This is a genomic window from Streptomyces sp. UG1 (assembly GCF_049974585.1).
Taxonomy (GTDB): Bacteria; Actinomycetota; Actinomycetes; order Streptomycetales; family Streptomycetaceae; genus Streptomyces.
This window is the reverse complement of record NZ_JBNGGG010000020.1, coordinates 157,520-174,901: the sequence shown is the minus strand read 5'-3', so window position 1 is coordinate 174,901 and position 17,382 is coordinate 157,520. Positions and strand designations below refer to the sequence as shown.

The 17,382-nt window shown below is 74.1% G+C and carries 6 protein-coding genes and 1 pseudogene; 4 read left to right on the top strand and 3 right to left on the bottom strand.

What is annotated here, in order from left to right:
- On the bottom strand, positions 1-158 hold a 158-nt coding region (locus tag ACP4J3_RS23190), incomplete at its 3' end, for a helix-turn-helix domain-containing protein (RefSeq protein WP_426537419.1).
- Positions 159-298: 140 nt separating this feature from the next.
- Here ACP4J3_RS23190 and ACP4J3_RS23185 point away from each other — a divergent pair.
- The gene (locus tag ACP4J3_RS23185; RefSeq protein WP_426537407.1) at positions 299-925 is read left to right on the top strand and encodes a TetR family transcriptional regulator; all 627 of its coding nucleotides are present in this window, start codon (positions 299-301) and stop codon (positions 923-925) included.
- A complete protein-coding gene (locus tag ACP4J3_RS23180) occupies positions 864-1,307 on the top strand; it encodes an ABC transporter permease subunit (RefSeq protein WP_426537405.1) in 444 nt (147 codons plus the stop codon). Before ACP4J3_RS23185 ends, ACP4J3_RS23180 begins: the two co-directional genes overlap by 62 nt.
- Here the strand turns inward: ACP4J3_RS23180 and ACP4J3_RS23175 are convergent.
- A pseudogene (locus ACP4J3_RS23175) lies at positions 1,243-2,124 on the bottom strand (MFS transporter); the annotation flags it as partial. The gene ACP4J3_RS23180 and the pseudogene ACP4J3_RS23175 sit on opposite strands and share 65 nt — an antisense overlap.
- Positions 2,125-2,435: 311 nt before the next feature.
- On the opposite strand from ACP4J3_RS23175, the gene ACP4J3_RS23170 reads away from it, so the two are divergent.
- Positions 2,436-4,460, top strand: a complete 2,025-nt coding sequence (locus ACP4J3_RS23170; RefSeq protein ID WP_426537403.1) for a BTAD domain-containing putative transcriptional regulator — start codon at positions 2,436-2,438, stop codon at positions 4,458-4,460.
- 82 nt (positions 4,461-4,542) lie between these two features.
- Positions 4,543-16,338 carry an amino acid adenylation domain-containing protein gene (locus ACP4J3_RS23165; RefSeq protein ID WP_426537401.1) on the top strand — a complete coding sequence of 3,932 codons (11,796 nt, stop codon included), beginning with the start codon at positions 4,543-4,545 and terminating at the stop codon, positions 16,336-16,338.
- Here the strand turns inward: ACP4J3_RS23165 and ACP4J3_RS23160 are convergent.
- The gene (locus tag ACP4J3_RS23160) at positions 16,295-17,332 is read right to left on the bottom strand and encodes an LLM class flavin-dependent oxidoreductase (protein ID WP_426537399.1); all 1,038 of its coding nucleotides are present in this window, start codon (positions 17,330-17,332) and stop codon (positions 16,295-16,297) included. The genes ACP4J3_RS23165 and ACP4J3_RS23160 overlap by 44 nt on opposite strands.
- Positions 17,333-17,382: the final 50 nt, after the last annotated feature.

Here is a 17,382-nt window from a genome sequence, read left to right as displayed (position 1 = left end):
GTCGGGAAGTGATGCAGCAGCGCACCCCGGCTGACGCCGGCCCGCCGCTGCACCTCCAGGGTCGTCGTCGCCGCGACACCCACCTCGATCAGCGACTGCACCGCCGCGTCCACGATCTGCGCCCTGGTGGCTTCGCGCTGTTCGTTGCGCCTGCTCATGGCCGCCTCCACGTTTTCACAGTCAGCCTTGACTGTTAAACGAGAGCTTGTCACAGTCAGGCCTGACTGTGAAGGAGGGTGTCAAGAACTCCCCCTCTGATACTCAGTATCAATTTGAGTCCGTGCTGTATCCTTCGGATATGTCTGAAACCGCCGGTGCCGCCAACCAGTCCGCACGCAAGCCGCCCGGCCTGCGAGAGCGCATGCGTGCGACGGTTCAGGCGGAAGTGGTCGAGGCGGCGCACCGGCTCTTCACCGAGCAGGGATTCGACCGGACCACCGTCGACCAGATCGCCGCCGAGGTGGGCCTGTCGCGGGCCAGCCTGTTCCGGTACTTCGGCACCAAGGAAGACATCGTCCTGGGACGCCTGGAGGAGTCCGGCCGCCGGATCGCGGAGGCGCTCGCCGCCCGCCCCGACGACGAGCAGCCCTGGGAGGCGCTGCGCCGGGCCTTCGACGTCATCACGCGGACGAACGAGGCAGCGCCGCGCGAGCGGGTACTCAGCTATCTGCGCATGCTCCAGGAGACCCCGTCGCTGCGCGCCCGGCACTACGAGAAGCAGATGGGCTGGCAGACACTGCTGATTCCCGAGGTCGCCCGGCGGCTGGGGGCCGACCCCGACCGGCCCGAGGACACCAGGCCGAGCGCACTGGCCGCCGCCGCGCTCGCCTGCCTCGACGTGGCCGCCAAGGGGTGGGTGACGTGTGAGGGTAAGGTCCCGCTGGCCGTGCTGCTCGACCGGGCGATGGGCGCGCTGGCGGAGTAACCAGCCGGACCGCATCCGTGTCCGCCGCGGTCAACTGGACGAACACTCGTCGCCGGCTGCACGCAATATCCGCGAGGGGCTGCGCCACGTCCTCCTCCAGTTCTTCCGGGGCCTGCCCACCGAGCTGGACGAGGCGGCCAAGATCGACGGAGCCGGGTACTGGCGCATCTGCTTCCGCATCCTGCTGCCGATCTCGTTGCCGGCCCTGGCCACCACCGCGATCACCGTGGACGGCACCAGCAGCGGCCGGACACCGCCAACGGCACGCCCATCATGCGAGCACCGGCACCGACGCCGCTCTCGGCAACCAGGGCTGCCGCGCACAGCCCGAGCGCGGTCGGCAGCATCGGGCCGGGGGAGCGCTTCAGCCGGGCGAAGGTGACCGCACCGACGACGGCCGCGCTCGCGATCGCGGTGGCCAGGCCGATCGCGCCGGTGTTCGTCACGCCGAGGTCGTCGAGCAGGTATGCCGTCTCCACGGGGACGATGTAGAAGACGATCGCCCCGAAGAAGGTGAGGGCACAGATGCCCGCCATCCGGCGCAAGGGGAACGGACGGCGCGTCGCCGCTCGAGGCGGAGCGGTGGCCCGGGGCTCGTCGCCGACCGCGCGGGCGGCCGGGTTGGGCAGGAGGGTGACCATCAGTGGGGCGAGGAGCAGGCTCACGGCGTAGATCCAGAAGGGCGCCTTCCAGCCCGCGCCGCCCACGGCGCCGCCGAGGACGAAGAAGGCGGTGGCCGACGCGGAGGCGCACATGGTCCGCAGGGCGAGGCACTTCACCCGCTGCTGACCGGAGTAGTAGTCGCCGACCAAGGCGCGGCTCGCGATGACGGCCCCCAGCGAGTCCAGCCAGAGCGGGGCCGTGCCGAAGAGGGCGTACAGGACGGTCGCCACGATCAACAGGCGCTTGCGGCCCAGCCGGTCCACGATCACCCCGGCGAACGGGGCCGGCAACGCCAGCGACAGCGCCGGAACCGTCAGCGCGAGCGGAACCAGCGCCTTGGCCCCCGCGGTCGACTCGAAGTAGTCCTCCAACTTCGGCAGCACCGGGGCGATCAGCACCGCCCCCAGGATCGGCAGGCAGCTGCCCGCCATCAGCAGAGCCAACCGCAGCCGATGGGCCGGGCCCGAGACGGCGACGGGTGACGCAGCGGCGGTGTCCACGGCGGCGGGAGGCGGCGGTGGGACGGAACCAGACATGGCTCCAGGGGACGGTCCAACGGGAGCGGGCATGCCTTCAGGGCGGCTACGGCGCACGGCATGCTGAAAGGACGGCCGCACGGCAACGGCTGGTCCGGACAGGCGGCGTGCGGGTAGGGACGACTAAGGGCTGTCCGGGGGCGTGCCGCCATCCTCGGCGCGATCCGACTCCCGTATCAGCCCTATCCATGCCGTGGATGGCTCCCTCCCCGGCGGCCGGGAGGCCATGAGGCCCACTATCTTGAAGTCACCACGGACCGCACATCCCGTCGGTGTCCGGTGACCCGCGACGGTGGAGGGCGGTGGCAGGCATGGCCCCTGCCTTCGGCGTGCTCGGGCCGGTGACGGCCTGGGACGAGGGCGGGAACGCGATCGCCCTGAAAGGGCCGAGACACCGCTCGGTGCTGGCCCGGCTGATCGTCGCCCGGGGCCGTGTCGTGCCCGTCGCCCGCTTGGTCGACGACCTCTGGACGGACCCGCCCGCCGACGCCGTGGGCGCGGTGCGCACCTTCGTCGCCGCCCTGCGCCGCGCCCTGGAACCCGACCGCCCGCCGCGCGCTCCGGCCCTGCTGCTGGTCACCGAGGGCCCGGGCTACGCCCTGCGCACCGCGCCGGACGCGGTCGACGCCCGGCGGTTCGAGCAGACCGTCGCCGATGCCGCGACGCTGCCGCCGAAGGAAGCGGCCGTACGGCTGGAGGAGGCGCTCGGGCTGTGGCGCGGGCCCGCCTACGCGGAGTTCGCCGAGCAGCCGTGGGCCCGCGCCGAGAGCCGCCGGCTGGCCGAGCTGCGGCTGCACGCCGTGGAACTGCGTGCCGAGGCGCTGGTCGACCTCGGTCCTGCCGACCGGGTGGCCGCGGACCTGCGGGCGCACGCGGCCGAGCATCCCTGGCGCGAGAACGCCTGGCGCCTGCTCGCCCTGGCCCTGTACCGCACGGGCCGTCAGGCCGACGCCCTGGACGTCCTGCGCAGGGCGCGGGCGCTGCTGGCCGACGACCTGGGCATCGACCCCGGGCCCGCACTGCGCGCCCTGGAGTCGGACATCCTCCGGCAGTCCGACTGCCTCGGCCGGACACCGGACCACCCCGCCGGCCGGGTCTGGGAGCAGGTAGCCGCCGCCTATGACCGCACCGTCGCCCCCGGCGCCCGCGCCCGCCTTGAATCCACCGTCGGCCTGCTGCGCAACCTCGCGCTGACCGGCGGCAGCGGCCTGCCGGCCGCCCGCGAGCACCGGGTCGCCGCCGTCGCGGCCGCCGAGGAACTGGGCGACGCCGAACTGACCGCGCGGGTGATCGGCGCCTATGACGTCCCGGCGATCTGGACCCGCCTCGACGACCCGGAACAGGCCGCACAGGTCGTCGCGGCGGCCGAGCGCACCCTCGCCGCCCTGCCGGGAGAGGGCCGGGCCGCCGACCGGGCACGGCTGCTCGCCACCATCGGCCTGGAGTCCCGCGGCACCCGCAGCGCCCGTGCCCCGCAGGCCGCCCGCCAGGCCGAGGAGATCGCCCGCCGCCTCGACGATCCGGCGCTGCTGGCGTTCGCCCTCAACGCCTCCTTCATGCAGTGCTTCGACCGCACCGGGCTCGCGCCACGCCGGGACGGGATCGGCGCGGAGCTGATCGCCCTCGCCGCCCGGCACGGCCTGTCCACGTACGAGATCCTCGGCCACCTCGTCCGCCTCCAAGCCCGCAGCGCCCTCGGCGACTTCACCACCGCCGACCACCACGCGGCCGCCGCCGACGCACTGGCCGCACGGCACGAACGGCCGCTCGTGGGAGTGTTCACCGGCTGGTACGCCGCCCTGCGACTGGACGCCACCGGCCAAGCACCCATGGCCGAGGTGGCGGCGGCCTACCGCGACGCGGCCGCCCTGCTCGACGACGCGGGAATGCCGGGCCTCGCCCACGGCCTGCCGCCCCTCGCGCTGCTGTGTCTGCGCCTGCGGCACACCCTGCCGCTCCGCTTCGACGAACACACCGACTGGGGCCCGTACGGCCCTTGGGCGCGTCCCCTGCTCCTCCTCGACCACGGCCGTCGCACTGAGGCCCGCGCCGCCCTCCACGCGACACCCGAACCGCCCCGCGACCTCCTCCAGGAGGCCCTGTGGTGCCTCACCGCCCGGGCCGCACTGGCCCTCGGCGACCGGCGGACCATGGCCCGCGCCCGCGCCGCCCTCACCCCCGCGGCGAACGAACTGGCGGGCGCGGGCAGCGGGTTGCTCACCCTGGGGCCGGTCTCGGCGTATCTGGACGACCTCGGCGCCGCCCTTCGCGGAACGGGCCATTCGGCTGTCGCCGATGAACCGTTGGGCGAAACTCGTCGTCGTAAGGGTGAATGATCGACAACGCTCCCGCCGGGTACCCGACGCCGGCGGGGCGCGCCCGCGTGCCCCTCGCCGCGTGCGACGAGGAAGGAAGCACATGCCGACTCCCGGGCCCCCTACCGCCGTCACCCTCCTCGACGTACTGCTGCACGCCGCCGAGCGCAACCCGGGCCAGGTCATCGTCCACGTCCGAGGAGACGGCGACGAGCACACCGTGACCTTCGCCGAACTCCGCGACGACGCGCTGCGCGTAGCGGGCGGCCTGCGCGCGGCGGGACTTCGGCCCGGCACCCCCGTCCCGCTCCTCGCCGCTCTCGGCGCGGACTTCCAGCCACTGTTCTGGGGAGCGCTGGCCGCAGGGCTGGTGCCCGTACCGCTCGCACCGGAGCCGCGCCGGGTCGGACCGGTGTGGGAGTTCCTCGGCCGGCCCGCCGTCCTTGTCGACGACGCCTGCGAGGACCTGCTCGCCGAGCTGCCGGAACCGGTGCGGGCCCTGCGGCTGGGCGCGCTGCGCGAGGCCCGCCCGCTGCGCACGCTGCCTCACCGCCGGAACCCCCAGGACCTGGCGTTCCTCCAGTTCTCCTCCGGCAGCACCGGCGACCCCAAGGGCGTGGAACTCACCCACGAGGCCGTCCTCGCGAACCTCCGCCAGATCCACGCGGCCACGGCGGTCACGCCCGACGACGTCGTGGCCACCTGGATGCCGTACTTCCACGACATGGGTCTGATCGGCACCCACCTGGTCCCCATGGCGGCCGGCCTGAAGCAGATACGGCTCGAACCCCTCACCTTCGCCAAGCGCCCGGCGCTGTGGCTGGAGTCGGTGGCACGGCATCGGGCCACCCTGCTGTCGGCGGCGAACTTCGCGCTCGCCCTCGCGGTGCGGCGGGTGCCGGACAGCACCTGGGCGGGACTGGACCTGAGCCGCGTACGCCTGATGCTCGTGGGCGCCGAGCCCATCGCACCGCGTGTGTGGCGGGAGTTCACCGCCAAGGCGGAGCCGGCCGGGCTGGACGCCACGGCGATGCTTCCGGTGTACGGACTGGCCGAGGCCACTCTCGCCGTGACCGTGCCCCCGCTCGGGGAGGTCGCCGCGCCCCTGCGCCTGGACCGCAAGGCGCTGAGCCGAGGCAGGGCCGTCCCCGCGGAACCCGGCCCGGACACCGTCGAGTTCATGGACCTCGGCCGCCCCGTCCCCGACTGCGAGATCCGGGTCACGGACGACTCCGGCCGAGCCCTCGGCGACCGGCGCATCGGGCATGTCGAGGTACGCGGTCCGCAGCTCGCACGCGGCTATCACCGCGCTCCCGCAGCGAGCGCGTCCGCGTTCCGCGAGGGCTGGCTGCGCACCGGCGACCTGGGCTTTCTGAGCGAGGGCCGGCTGTGCGTCACCGGCCGGCACAAGGACGTCGTGTTCGTCGGCGGCCGTACCTTCCACGCACCCGACCTGGAGGAGACCGCCGCCGCCACTGCGGGGCTGCCCGAGGGGACGGTGGCGGCGATCGGGTCCACCGATCCGGACACCGGGGGCGACCGGGTGGTGGTCTTCGTGCAATGGGCAAGGCCCGTCCTGGCCACGGCACTTCCGGTGCTGGACGCGGCCGCCGCCCGGGTCCGGGAAGCGCTGGGACACGACGACGTCCGGGTGCTGCCCCTGCCGCCGGGCGCGTTTCCCCGGACGACGAGCGGCAAGCTGCGCCGAGCACTGATGCGCGACCGGTTCGAGGCGGGCGCCTATGCGGCCGTCGAGGAGCGGTTGGCGGCAGCGGTGCGTGCGGAGGGCCGTCCGCAGAGGGGCGCGCCGCGTTCGCGGCGGGACGTCGAGGAAGCGATCCGGGGGATCTGGGCACAGGCGCTGGACCTCTCCCCGGCGGCCATCGACCGGGACGACCGCTTCTTCGCCCTAGGAGGCTCCTCGCTCAAGGCGATGGCGGTGCTCGCCGGCATCGAGGACGCCTTCTCCGTCACGGTGGAACCCCGGGCGCTGCGCGACCATGACACCGTGGCCGCGCTGGCCGGGCATGTGCTGTCCCTGACCGGGGACGGCGACGGAGTGTCCGCGGCGCGGCGGGTTTCCACGGCGTCCGGCGAGCGCCCGGGGGAGGGACCGGTGGCCGTCCTCGGCATGGCCTGCCGCTTCCCCGGCGCGGAGACACCTGAGGCATTCTGGGAACTGCTCCGCTCCGGCCGCGACACGTTGAGGGCCGTACCGGACGACCGCTGGGACGACGCCCCCGACCTCTTCGGCTCCTTCCTCCCCGACCCCGCACACTTCGACGCCGGCTGCTTCGGCATGGACGACGAAGAGGCCCGCGCCACCGACCCACAGGCGCGGATCTTCCTCGAACTGGCCCACGAAGCCCTGGAGCGCGCCGGGTACGCGGGAGCGCGGCGCGACGGCCGCAGGGTCGGTGTGTTCGCCGCCGTCGGCGACAGCGGATACCGCGAGATCCTCGCCCCGGCCGGCGACGGCGACCTGGCCGCGCACCCGGGCGCCCTCACCGGCAACCTGCCCAACCTGATCGCCGCCCGCCTCTCCCACACACTCGACCTCGACGGCCCCGCCCTGGCGGTCGACACCGCCTGCTCCTCGGCGCTCGTCGCCCTCCACCTGGCACGGCGCAGCCTCCAGAGCGGCGAGTGCGATGTCGCCGTCGTCGGCGGCGTCCAACTCGCCCTCACCCCGACCGGCCACCGCCTGCTCGCCCACGCGGGCGCACTGTCCCCGACGGGCGGCAGCCGCCCCTTCGGCGCCACCGCCGACGGCATCGTGCCCGGCGAGGGCGGAGCGGCCCTCGTCCTGGCCCGCCTCGACGACGCACTGCGGGACGACGATCCGGTACTGGCCCTCGTCCGGGGCACCGCCGTCAACAACGACGGCCGGTCGCTGAGCCTGCTCGCCCCGAACCCGCGCACCCAGCGCGAGGTCATCACCCGGGCATACGGCGAGTGCGGCATCGACCCCGACACGGTGTCGTACGTCGAGGCGCACGGAACCGGCACCCCCGTCGGCGACCCCATCGAGGCCCAGTCCCTCGGGCACGCCTTCCCGCCCCGCGCGGACGGACAGCCCCGCCTGCTCGGCTCGGTCAAGGCGAACATCGGACATCTGCTCAACGCCGCCGGCATGCCGAGCCTGGTCAAGACGATCCTGGCACTCCAGCACCGGCAGATCCCGCCCTCCCCGAACGCCACCCCGCCCGCGCCCTACCTGGAGCGCGTCGCCCCCGGCTTCCAACTGGCCACCGAGCAGCGGGAATGGCCGAGCCCAGGACCCCTGATCGCGGGCGTCAACGCCTTCGGCTTCGGCGGCACCAACGCCCACGCCGTCCTGGAAGAGGCACCCGGGCGGACAACCGCCCCGACCCCGCCCGCCGACGGTCCGCACCTGCTCACACTGTCGGCCCACAGCGCCGACGCGCTCGAGGTGGCCGCCGCCGACCTGGCCGCGTATGTCCGCAGGCACCCGTCCGTGCGGGAGGCGGACATCTGCGCCACCGTCAACACCGCCCGGGACGACGGCCGTCACCGGCTCGCCGTGGTCGCCGACGGCGACCTCGCGGACCGCCTCCAGGCCGCCCGCCCGGCGGACTTCACGACTGCCCTGAACCGGCCCCGCACGGTGTTCCTGCTGCCGGGCCAGGGCGCCCAGCTACCCGGCCAGGGCCGGGAGCTGTACCGGTCGGCTCCGGCCTTCCGGGAGGCTCTGGACGAGGCATCGTCGCTGACGGGGCCCGTGCTCGGGCGCTCGCTCGCCGAGTGGTGCCTCGATCCCCTCGTGGACCCCGGGGAGTTGGCGAGGACGGAGGTGGCGCAGCCGCTGCTCGTCGCGTTCGGGGTGGGGCTGGCCCGGCAGTTGGGGGAGTGGGGCGTGTCCGCCGACGCGGTCGCCGGGCACAGCGTCGGCGAGATCGCGGCGGCGTGCGTCGGCGGTTCGCTGAGCCTGGCCGAGGCGGTCGGGTTCGCCGCGGAGCGCGGGCGGCTGGTGGGCGAACTGGCCCTCCCCGGCGCCATGGCCGCGGTGCGAGGGGACGAGGACACCGTCGCCGAGTTCGCGGGAGCGGTGAGCGTCGCCGCCGTCAACGGGCCCGGGCAGGTGGTGATTTCGGGGACCGAGGACGCAGTGGACCGTGCCGTCGCGGCGCTGACGAGGCGCGGCGTGGCCACGCGCCGGCTCCGCGTCTCCCATGCCTTCCACTCGCCCCTGCTGGAACCGGCCCTCGCCCCGCTGCGGGACGCCGCCAAGACACTGTCGGTGAAACCGCCGGCCGTACCGATGCTCAGCACGGTCACCGGCGAGTGGCAGCCCGGCCTCACGCCCGGCTACTGGCAGCGGCACGCGGTCGAGCCGGTCCGGTTCGGGGCGGCGGTGGCGCGGCTCCTGGACGAGGGCTACGACACCTTCGTCGAGCTCGGCCCGGGGGACACCCTGGGTGTGGCGGTCCGGGCGGTGGCCGGCGCGCGGGGCGGCGCCGATGTGGCGGTGTTGTCGGCAGGGCCTTCCCTGGCAGCAGGTCCTTCCCTGGCGGCAGGGCCTTCCCCGGCGGCAGGTCCTTCCTCGGCGACAGCGCCGACATCACGGGCCCTGCTGGAGACGGCCGGTCGGCTGTGGGCACGCGGGACGACTCTGGACCGTACGACCCCGGCGCCCGGGCAGCGGCCAAAGGTGCCCGTGCCGACGTACCCCCTCCAACGCACCCGTCACTGGCCGCGCGAGACCGGCGCGATGCCTGTCGTGCGGCGCCTCGACTGGCGGGAGGCGCCGCTCACGCCCGCTGATGGCCCTGCCGTGGTGCGGCTGCTCAGCGGCGACCGGGCGCTCGGCCGGGCGCTGGGCCAGCGGCTCGCCGGTCGTGGGGTGACGGTCGTCAGGGACGACACGGCTCACGACCAGGCCGCGACGCCGGCGGACACCGTCGTATGGCTGGCAGAGGCCGAGGCGGCGCACGACGACCTCGACGCCGTCACCAAAGCCACCCTCACCGCCCTGCGCCACGCCCTCGACCACCTCCCCGCCGACTGCTCCCGCCTGCTGGTGGTCACCGAGGACGCCTACGCCACCGGCACACCGACGGAACCGACGAGCCCCGCGCAGGCACTCCCGCACGGCTTCGCGCTGGCCCTTCCGCAGGAGCACCCGGGGCTCGCCGCCCGCGGCGTCGACCTGTCCTCCGCCGACACGCTCGCCGTCCGAGTCGATGCCCTGGAACGCGAGTTGTACTCGGCCCACGAGCCGGGCGCCGAGGGTACCGTCGCGTGGCGTTCCGGGCGCAGGCTCAGCCGTACGCCCGCCGACGTGGCGGACGCTCCCGCCGCGTCCGGGGAACTGCCTTCGGACGGCACCTATCTGATCACCGGGGGAGCCGGAGGGCTCGGTTCGGCGCTCGCGCGTGACCTGGCGGGCCGAGGCGGGTGCGAGCTGATCCTGACCGGACGTTCCGCGACCGTGCCCGAAGAACTGCTCGCCGAGCTCCGCGCCCAGGGCGCACGGGCCCGGTACCGCGCGGCCGACGTGTCCGACGAGGCGGCCGTCGAGGCGCTGTGCGCCGAACTGCCCCCGCTGGACGGGGTCTTCCACGCCGCCGGCACCGTCCGGCCCGGCTCGCTCCGCTCCAAGGCCGACTCGGAGATCGAGCAGACGCTCGCCGCGAAGGTGCGGGGCACGGCGCTGCTCGCCGAGGCGCTGCGCCGGCACGGTCAGGAACCGGCCGTATGCGTCGCCTTCTCCTCCGTCTCCTCGGTGCTGCCCGGCCTGGCGGGCGCACTCGGCGACTACGCGGCCGCCAACGCCTTCCTGGACGCCTTCGCCGCCGCCGAGCGCGCGGCGGGCCGCCCCTGGCGGTCGATCGGATTCGGGCCCGTTGCCGACGTGGGACTGGCCGCCGGGGCACGGCTGCGTGCGCGCGGCCTGGGGCCGATGTCCTCGCGGGCCGCGATCAAGGGGCTGCGGGCGGCGGTCGCGACCGGGGCCGCTCACGTTCTGGTGACGGCCGCGGAGACGCCCAGACGGGCGCAGGGACACCCCGTCACCAGCTCGCCCGGCGACGAAGGCGCCGGGCTCCGCACCGCCGACCTGATACGCCGCCTGCTGGCCGAGGCCCTGCACCGGGCGCCCGAGGACATCGCCGACGACGAGCAGTTCCTGGGCCTTGGCCTGGACTCGCTCACCGCCGTCGACCTCGCACGCCGCCTGGAGGCGGAACTCGGGCTTCCCCTGCCCGCCACACTGCTCTTCGAGTACCGCACGGTCGCCGAACTGGTCGGCCACCTCAGCACACAGAGCCCGGAAGCCCGGGAGGCGCCCGCCCCCGTGAGCCGGGCCCAGGAGAACACTCCCCACCCGCTCACCCCGCTCCAGCTCGCCTTCCTCACCACCGAAACCCTCTACGAAGGCGTCACCGCCTATGGCTACATACGCCAGACCATCCGCGGGCCCCTCGACCCCGACCTCCTCGGCCGCGCCCTCGCCCAACTCGCCGCCCGCCACCCCATGCTGCGCCTGAGGATCACCAGGGACGCCACACCACCTCGTCAGTTCATCGCGCCCGCCGAGCCCACCGACACCGCGCCCCGCTGGTATCAGGTGCACGAGCCGGACGCTGCCGTGCCACCGCTGCCCGACCTCGAACAACGGCTGTACAACCGCCCCTTCGACCTCACCGCGGAAGACCCGGTCCGCGCCCTCCTCGTCCGCGACCGCGACGACGCACACCTCCTTCTCGTCGTCCACCACGGCGCGGCGGACGGTTTCAGCCTGAAGGTGCTCTGCGAGGAAGTCTGGTCGCTCTACACCTCCCTCGCCCACGGCCGCCCTGACGAACTACCCCCTCTGCCAGCCGAGTTCGCCGACCACGCCGCCCTCGTCAGCGCCGACCGGCGGTCCCCGGCCTTCACCCGGGACCAGCAGTACTGGCGTGACCGCGTCGCCGGGCACACGCCCGCGGCACTGCCGTACGACGGCGACCCGCAAGCCCTCCCGGCGCCGCCGCTCACCCACCACCAGTCGACCCTCGACGCGCCGCTCACGGCCATGCTGCGCGAGGTGGCGGCCCGCCACGAAGTCTCCCTCTTCCATCTGCTCCTCGCCGTCTACGGCCGCTGCCTGGCCCGTTGGGGCCGACAGCCGGACATCGCCGTGAACGTGGCGCGTGCCCGGCGGGAAGCGCCGCTGCCCGGGATCGAACGGCTCGTCGGTCCGCTCGCCGACACGCTCCCGGTGTTCGTCACCGTCGACACGGACGAGCCCGTGACGTCCCTGGCCCGGCGGCTGCGGCACATCTGGCGCGAGGCCGAGTCCCACGCGACGCTCACCAGCCCCGACATCGCCGCGCTGCTGCCCGCCACCGGCCCCGCTCCCCGTACGGTCGCCCCGGCAGGGTTCAGCTTCGCCCGTTTCCCCGTGCGCCACGGCCGCGACTGGCCGGTCACCGTGACCCCGACCGCGGCGGCCACCGCCTCCGCGGCGACCAGGCTGGGGCTGCTGTGCTGGGAGTCGGACGACACCCTGCACTTCTCCTGGAACCACCCCGCGCACCTCTTCCGCCGCGAGACCGTCGAGCGGCTCGCGCAGGAGTACGCGCTCGAACTGCGAGCAGCGGCCGCGGCCGAGCAGCCCGCCCCGGACCGCGCCCAGGGGGTGGCCGGACGGCTGGCCGCCCGGTTCCGCGCGACACCGGCGGCCGTCGCGGTGCACACCGGCCGCACCACCCTCACCTACGCCCAACTCGACGCCGCCTCCGCAGCCCTCGCCTCCCGGCTGCGGGCGAGCGGCGTACGCCCCGGCGACCTGGTCGGCCTGCTCACCGATCCCGGCGCGGACACCGTTGTGGGCGTGGTGGGCATCCTTCGAGCGGGCGCCGGCTGGGTGCCCCTGGACCCGACCCATCCCGTGGCCCGGCTGCGGGACCACGTGGCCCGCACGGGCATCACCGCAGTGGTCTGCCACACGGCGACGCGCACCACAGCCACCGCGCTGGACGGCATCAACCCGGTCATGGCCGACGACCGGACCCCGGGCTCGCCGAGCCCCGTCGAACAACCGCCCGCCGACCCGGACGCCATCGCCTACGTGATCTTCACTTCGGGTTCCACGGGCCGCCCCAAGGCGGTGCCCATCACCCATCGGTCCATGCTCAACTACCTCGACTGGTCACTGAGCACCTTCGGTTACGGCCCTGGCGACCACCTCGTGCAGACCGCGTCCGTCTGCTTCGACGCCTCCGTACGCCAGTTGCTGGCACCGCTGCTGGCCGGCGCCACCGTCCACACCCTCACCCGGGACCTGCTGCGCGACCCCGATGCGCTCCTGGACCGCCTCGTCGACGACCGGATCACGGTGTGGAGCTCGGTGCCGACCCTGTGGGAGCGGCTGCTGACCGCCGCCGAGACCCGGGCGAGCCGGGACGGGACACCCCCGGACCTGTCGGCACTGCGCTGGGTGCACGTCGGCGGGGAGGCGCTGCCCGCCGCGCACGTGCGCCGGTGGTTCGATCTGCTCGACACCTGCGGGGGAGCGGCGGGGCACAGGATCTCCAACCTGTACGGGCCCACCGAGGCCACCATCAACGCCACCTGCCACATCATCGACACCCGGCCCGCCGACGACGTACGGCAGTTGCCCATCGGCCGGCCCGTGGCCGGGACCGAACTGGCCGTCGTCACCGAGGACGGACGCCCCTGCGCTCCGGGCGAGGCCGGTGAACTGCTCATCACCGGAACCGGGTTGACACCGGGCTACCTCAGCGAGCCGCAGCTCACGGCTGAAACCTTCGTCGAGCGTGACGGTCGCCGCTGGTACCGCAGCGGTGACCGGGTCCGGCACACCCCGGACGGCGTACTGGAGTTCCTCGGCCGCCTCGACGACCAGGTCAAGGTCCGCGGCCACCGCGTGGAACTCGGCGAGGTCGAGGCCGCGCTGCTCACCCACCCGGACGTCGCCCGTGCCGCCGTACTGCTCGTCGACGGCCGTCTCGTGGCGTACCTCGAACCCCGGACCGGCGCGTCCGAGCCGGACACCCGCGAGGTGCGCGCCTTCCTGTCCCGCATGCTGCCGCCGTACATGCTGCCCGGACGCATCCGCACGCTCCCGTCGATGCCGCTGACCGGTACCGGCAAGATCGACCGCAACCGGCTGTCGACAGCCGTCAACGGCGCCTCGACAGAGGCCGACGCCCCTGCCGCCCCCGAGCCCGGAACCCCGCCCGCCACCCCCACCGAGCGCACCGTGGCGCGCATCTGGGCGGCCCTGCTCGACGCACCCGACGTCACCCGCGAGGACGACTTCTTCGAACTCGGCGGCGACTCCATCCTGGTGCTGGAGCTCTTCGCCCGCCTGCGCGCGGAACTTCCCGCGGTCCCACGGCCGACGACCCTCTACACCCACCGCACCCTCGGCGCACTCGCGGCGGCCATCGACACCGCCACCGTGGCCCCCGCGCCGGACCCGGCCCCCGCCGTCGTGCGTTCCACGGACCCATACCCCCTTACCCCATCCCAACGGGGCTTCCTGCTCGCCGAGACCATCGACCCCGAGGCGGGCACCGGATGGCTCGCCCGGTTCCGGCTGAGCGGACCGCTGCGCCCTGACGTCCTCCAGCGCGCCGTCGACGTCCTGGTGGCCCGACATCCGATGCTGCGCACCGTCTTTCCCGCCGGCGCCCGCCCGCCCGTACAGCAGGAGCTGCCCGACACGTTGCGCCTGCCGGTCGAGACGGAGACCCTCACGGACCCCGGCCTGCTGGAGCAGCGCATCGCCGAGGAGGCGCGGCGCCGACTGGAGCCCTGGGCCTGGCCGTTGCTCCGGCTGCGGCTGTTCACCCTGGCGCCCGCCGAGCACGTCCTGCTCGTCCACGCCCACCACCTCATCGGCGACGGCTACAGCGCCGCCCTGCTCACGAGGGAACTGCTCACCGCCTACGACCACCTCGACCGAGGCCTGCCGCACGGGCTGCCGCCGCTCGACAGCACCTTCCGCGATCACGTCACCCGGTCCGCCGTACGGCCACGCCCGCACGGACCCGAGGCCGAGGAGTACCGCGCCCGCCTCCGCGCGCCCTACACGCCTCCCGTGCTGAGCCGACCGGTCACCGAGGCCGCCGACCCACAACCGGCCTTCCACACCGCGGGATTCACCGTGGACCCCGCCACGACGAGCGCGTTGCGCAGACTCGCCCGAGCGGTGCACCGCACCCTGTACGCGCCGCTGCTCACCGCGTACCACCGCGCCCTCGCCGAACTCACCGGGCAGCGTGACCTGGTGCTCGGGCTCGCCGTCACCGGACGTGAGGAGTCCACGGCGGACGCGCATCGGGTGTTCGGCCCGTTCGCGGAGGCGGTGGCACTGCGCCCCGCACTGCCTGGCGTCGCTTTCGAGGACGACCTGCGGGGGCTGGCCGCCGAGGCGGAGCTGGCCCGGGCCGAAGGGCCCAGCGAGGTGCGCACGGCGGCGGGACTGCCGTGCCACGCCCAGTTCTTCTTCACCTTCCTCGACTTCACTTCCCTGGGCTCCGAGGCGGGCGGCAGCCTTTCACTGCACGCCGACGAGTCCGACACCGCCCTCGCCCCGCCGCCGCTCGGCACCGATGTGTTCCTGGCCGTACGGCCGTTGGCCGATGGTGCGAGCCTGCGCGTCACGGTGCGGGCCTCGGCGGCCGCCCTCACGGCCGGTGAGGTGACCGGGTTCGCCGAGAACCTGCGGAGGCAGCTCGACGAGGCCGTGCGCGGCACCGGCCGCCGTCGGCGACCGCGGCTCGACGCCGCGCTCGTCGGATACCTGCCGACTCCACAGCACCTCGCCGCCCTGGCCGGGCTTCCGTACGACAGCACTGGGCTCGGCCGGGAGGAGATCCGTTCCCTCCTCTTCCCGGACGGCCGCGCCCGGCTGCTGGAGGAGACCGGGACGCCGCTCGGTGACTCCGGCTTCGTCGCCCTTCCGCTCTTCGCCGACGAACTGGCCCCGGCCGGGGGCGACCTGGCCGCCCGCACCGCCCGCGCCGTCGAGTACGCCGCCTCACTGGGCGCGCGCTGCGTCTCGCTCGCGGGCATGATCCCGTCGCTCACCGGGTACGGCTACGACGTCCTGCGGGAGACCACGACCGGCGCGGCGATCACCACCGGGCACGCCTCGACGACCGTCGCCGTCGTGAAGACCGTCCATGCCGCGCTCACGGCGACCGGCCGCCGTCTCGACGAGCTGTCCCTCGCCGTAGTCGGCTGCGGCTCGATCGGCACCTCGTCGCTACGGCTGCTGCTGGCGACGGCTCCCCGCCCGCCGGCCGGGCTGCTGCTGTGCGACCTGCCCGGCAGCACCGCGCGGCTTCAGCGGCTGGCGGCGGAGCTGGCGTCCGAGTATCCGGCGACGCGGATCCAGGTCGTCGAGTCGGGGCGGACCCTGCCCGCCGCCTGCTACGCGGCTGACGTGATCGTCACTGCCGTCAGCGGCGCGACGAGCCTCTTGGACATCGAGCGGCTGCGCCCCGGCACGATCGTGGTCGACGACTCCTTCCCGCACTGCTTCGACACCGCGAGTGCGCTGGACCGGATGAGCCGGCGGCAGGACGTCCTGGTCGTCGGAGGCGGCCTGCTGGCCCTGGACTTCACGCGGACCCGGCTCGGCGACGACCTGCCGGACGCGGCGAGCGCGGGCTTCGCCATGCGCCCCGGCATCGAGGGCACCTTGGCCTCGTGCCGGCTGGAGTCACTGCTCCACGCCCACCTCGGGGCACCCGGCCGGCCCGCGACCGAACTCCCCTTGACGCACGGCCTCGTCGACCTGCCCCGGGCCCTCGCCCACTGGGACGCGACCGAGGCGGCCGGGGTGCGGGCCGCCCCGCTGCACCTGCTCGATCAGGTCATCGTCCCGGGCGCCGGCCGAGCGCCGGGCCGAGAGCGGTAGCGATGTCGGTGAGGATCTGCACATAGTCCTCGTGCTCGAACGTGAACGGCAGCGCGAACGCCACCTCGTCCACCTCGCGGAACGCGGCGTGGGCGTGGAGGCGCTCGGCGATCTCCGCCGAGGTGCCGACGAGGTCGGGTGCGAACAGCAGCCGTGCCGGACCCTGCGGCGAGGTGGTGCGCGGGGTGCGCCGGGCGACGTACTCCTCGTACTTCGCGCGCTGTTTCGGTGTCGCGGAGTCGGTGGGGATGACGACGAGGCCCTGGGAGACACGGGCGTTCTCGCCGTCGGGGTGGTGGGCGCGGAAGGCGCGGATGTGCGAGAGCTGGATCTGCGCGAAATCCGGTGCCCCGGCCGTGTCCTCGGGTCCTTCCGCCTTGACGACGCTGCTGGTCAGGAAGTTCATCCCGTGCTCGCCCGCCCACTGCGCCGAACGCAGGCTGCCGCCGCCGTACCACATGCGGCTGCCCAGTCCGGGGGACTGCGGCTGCACCCGATCCGAGAACACCTCAAAGCCCTCAACCCCGCTGAAGTCCGTGGCCGGCTTGCCGCGCACGAAGTCCAGCAGCCGCCGCACCCGTTCGTAGCCGAAGTCCTCGACGTCGCCCGTGTCGGGGTAGAGGGCCTCCTTGACGCGGTCGTAGTGCATCGGCGGGCCCACGCTCACGCCCGGATTGATACGGCCGCCGGACAGCAGGTCGACCGTCGCCAGGTCCTCCGCCAGCCGCAAGGGGTTCTCCCAGCCGAGCGGGATGACCGCGGTGCCGAGCTCGATCCGGCTGGTGCGCTGCGAGGCCGCCGCGAGGACGGCGACGGGGGAGGAGATGCCGTACTGCAGATGGCGGTGGCGCAGCCACGCGCTGTCGAAACCGAGCCGTTCGCCCAGCTCGATGATCTCCAGCGTGGACTCGTGGCCGCGGCGCGGATCCGCCTCGTCGAAGAGCCCGATCGTGAGGAAGCCCAGCTTGCGCAGCGGGCGTGAGGTCGGCGCCATGGACGTCTCCATCGTTGAACATTCAATGGGTCTGTTCCAGTGCCAACTCG

Excerpts from the sequence above, each read along its gene's own strand:
- ACP4J3_RS23185 (WP_426537407.1), top strand. The coding sequence starts at position 299 with ATGTCTGAAACCGCCGGTGCCGCCAACCAGTCCGCACGCAAGCCGCCC.
- ACP4J3_RS23165 (WP_426537401.1), top strand. The coding sequence starts at position 4,543 with ATGCCGACTCCCGGGCCCCCTACCGCCGTCACCCTCCTCGACGTACTG.
- ACP4J3_RS23160 (WP_426537399.1), bottom strand. The coding sequence starts at position 17,332 with ATGGCGCCGACCTCACGCCCGCTGCGCAAGCTGGGCTTCCTCACGATC.
- ACP4J3_RS23170 (WP_426537403.1), top strand. The coding sequence starts at position 2,436 with ATGGCCCCTGCCTTCGGCGTGCTCGGGCCGGTGACGGCCTGGGACGAG.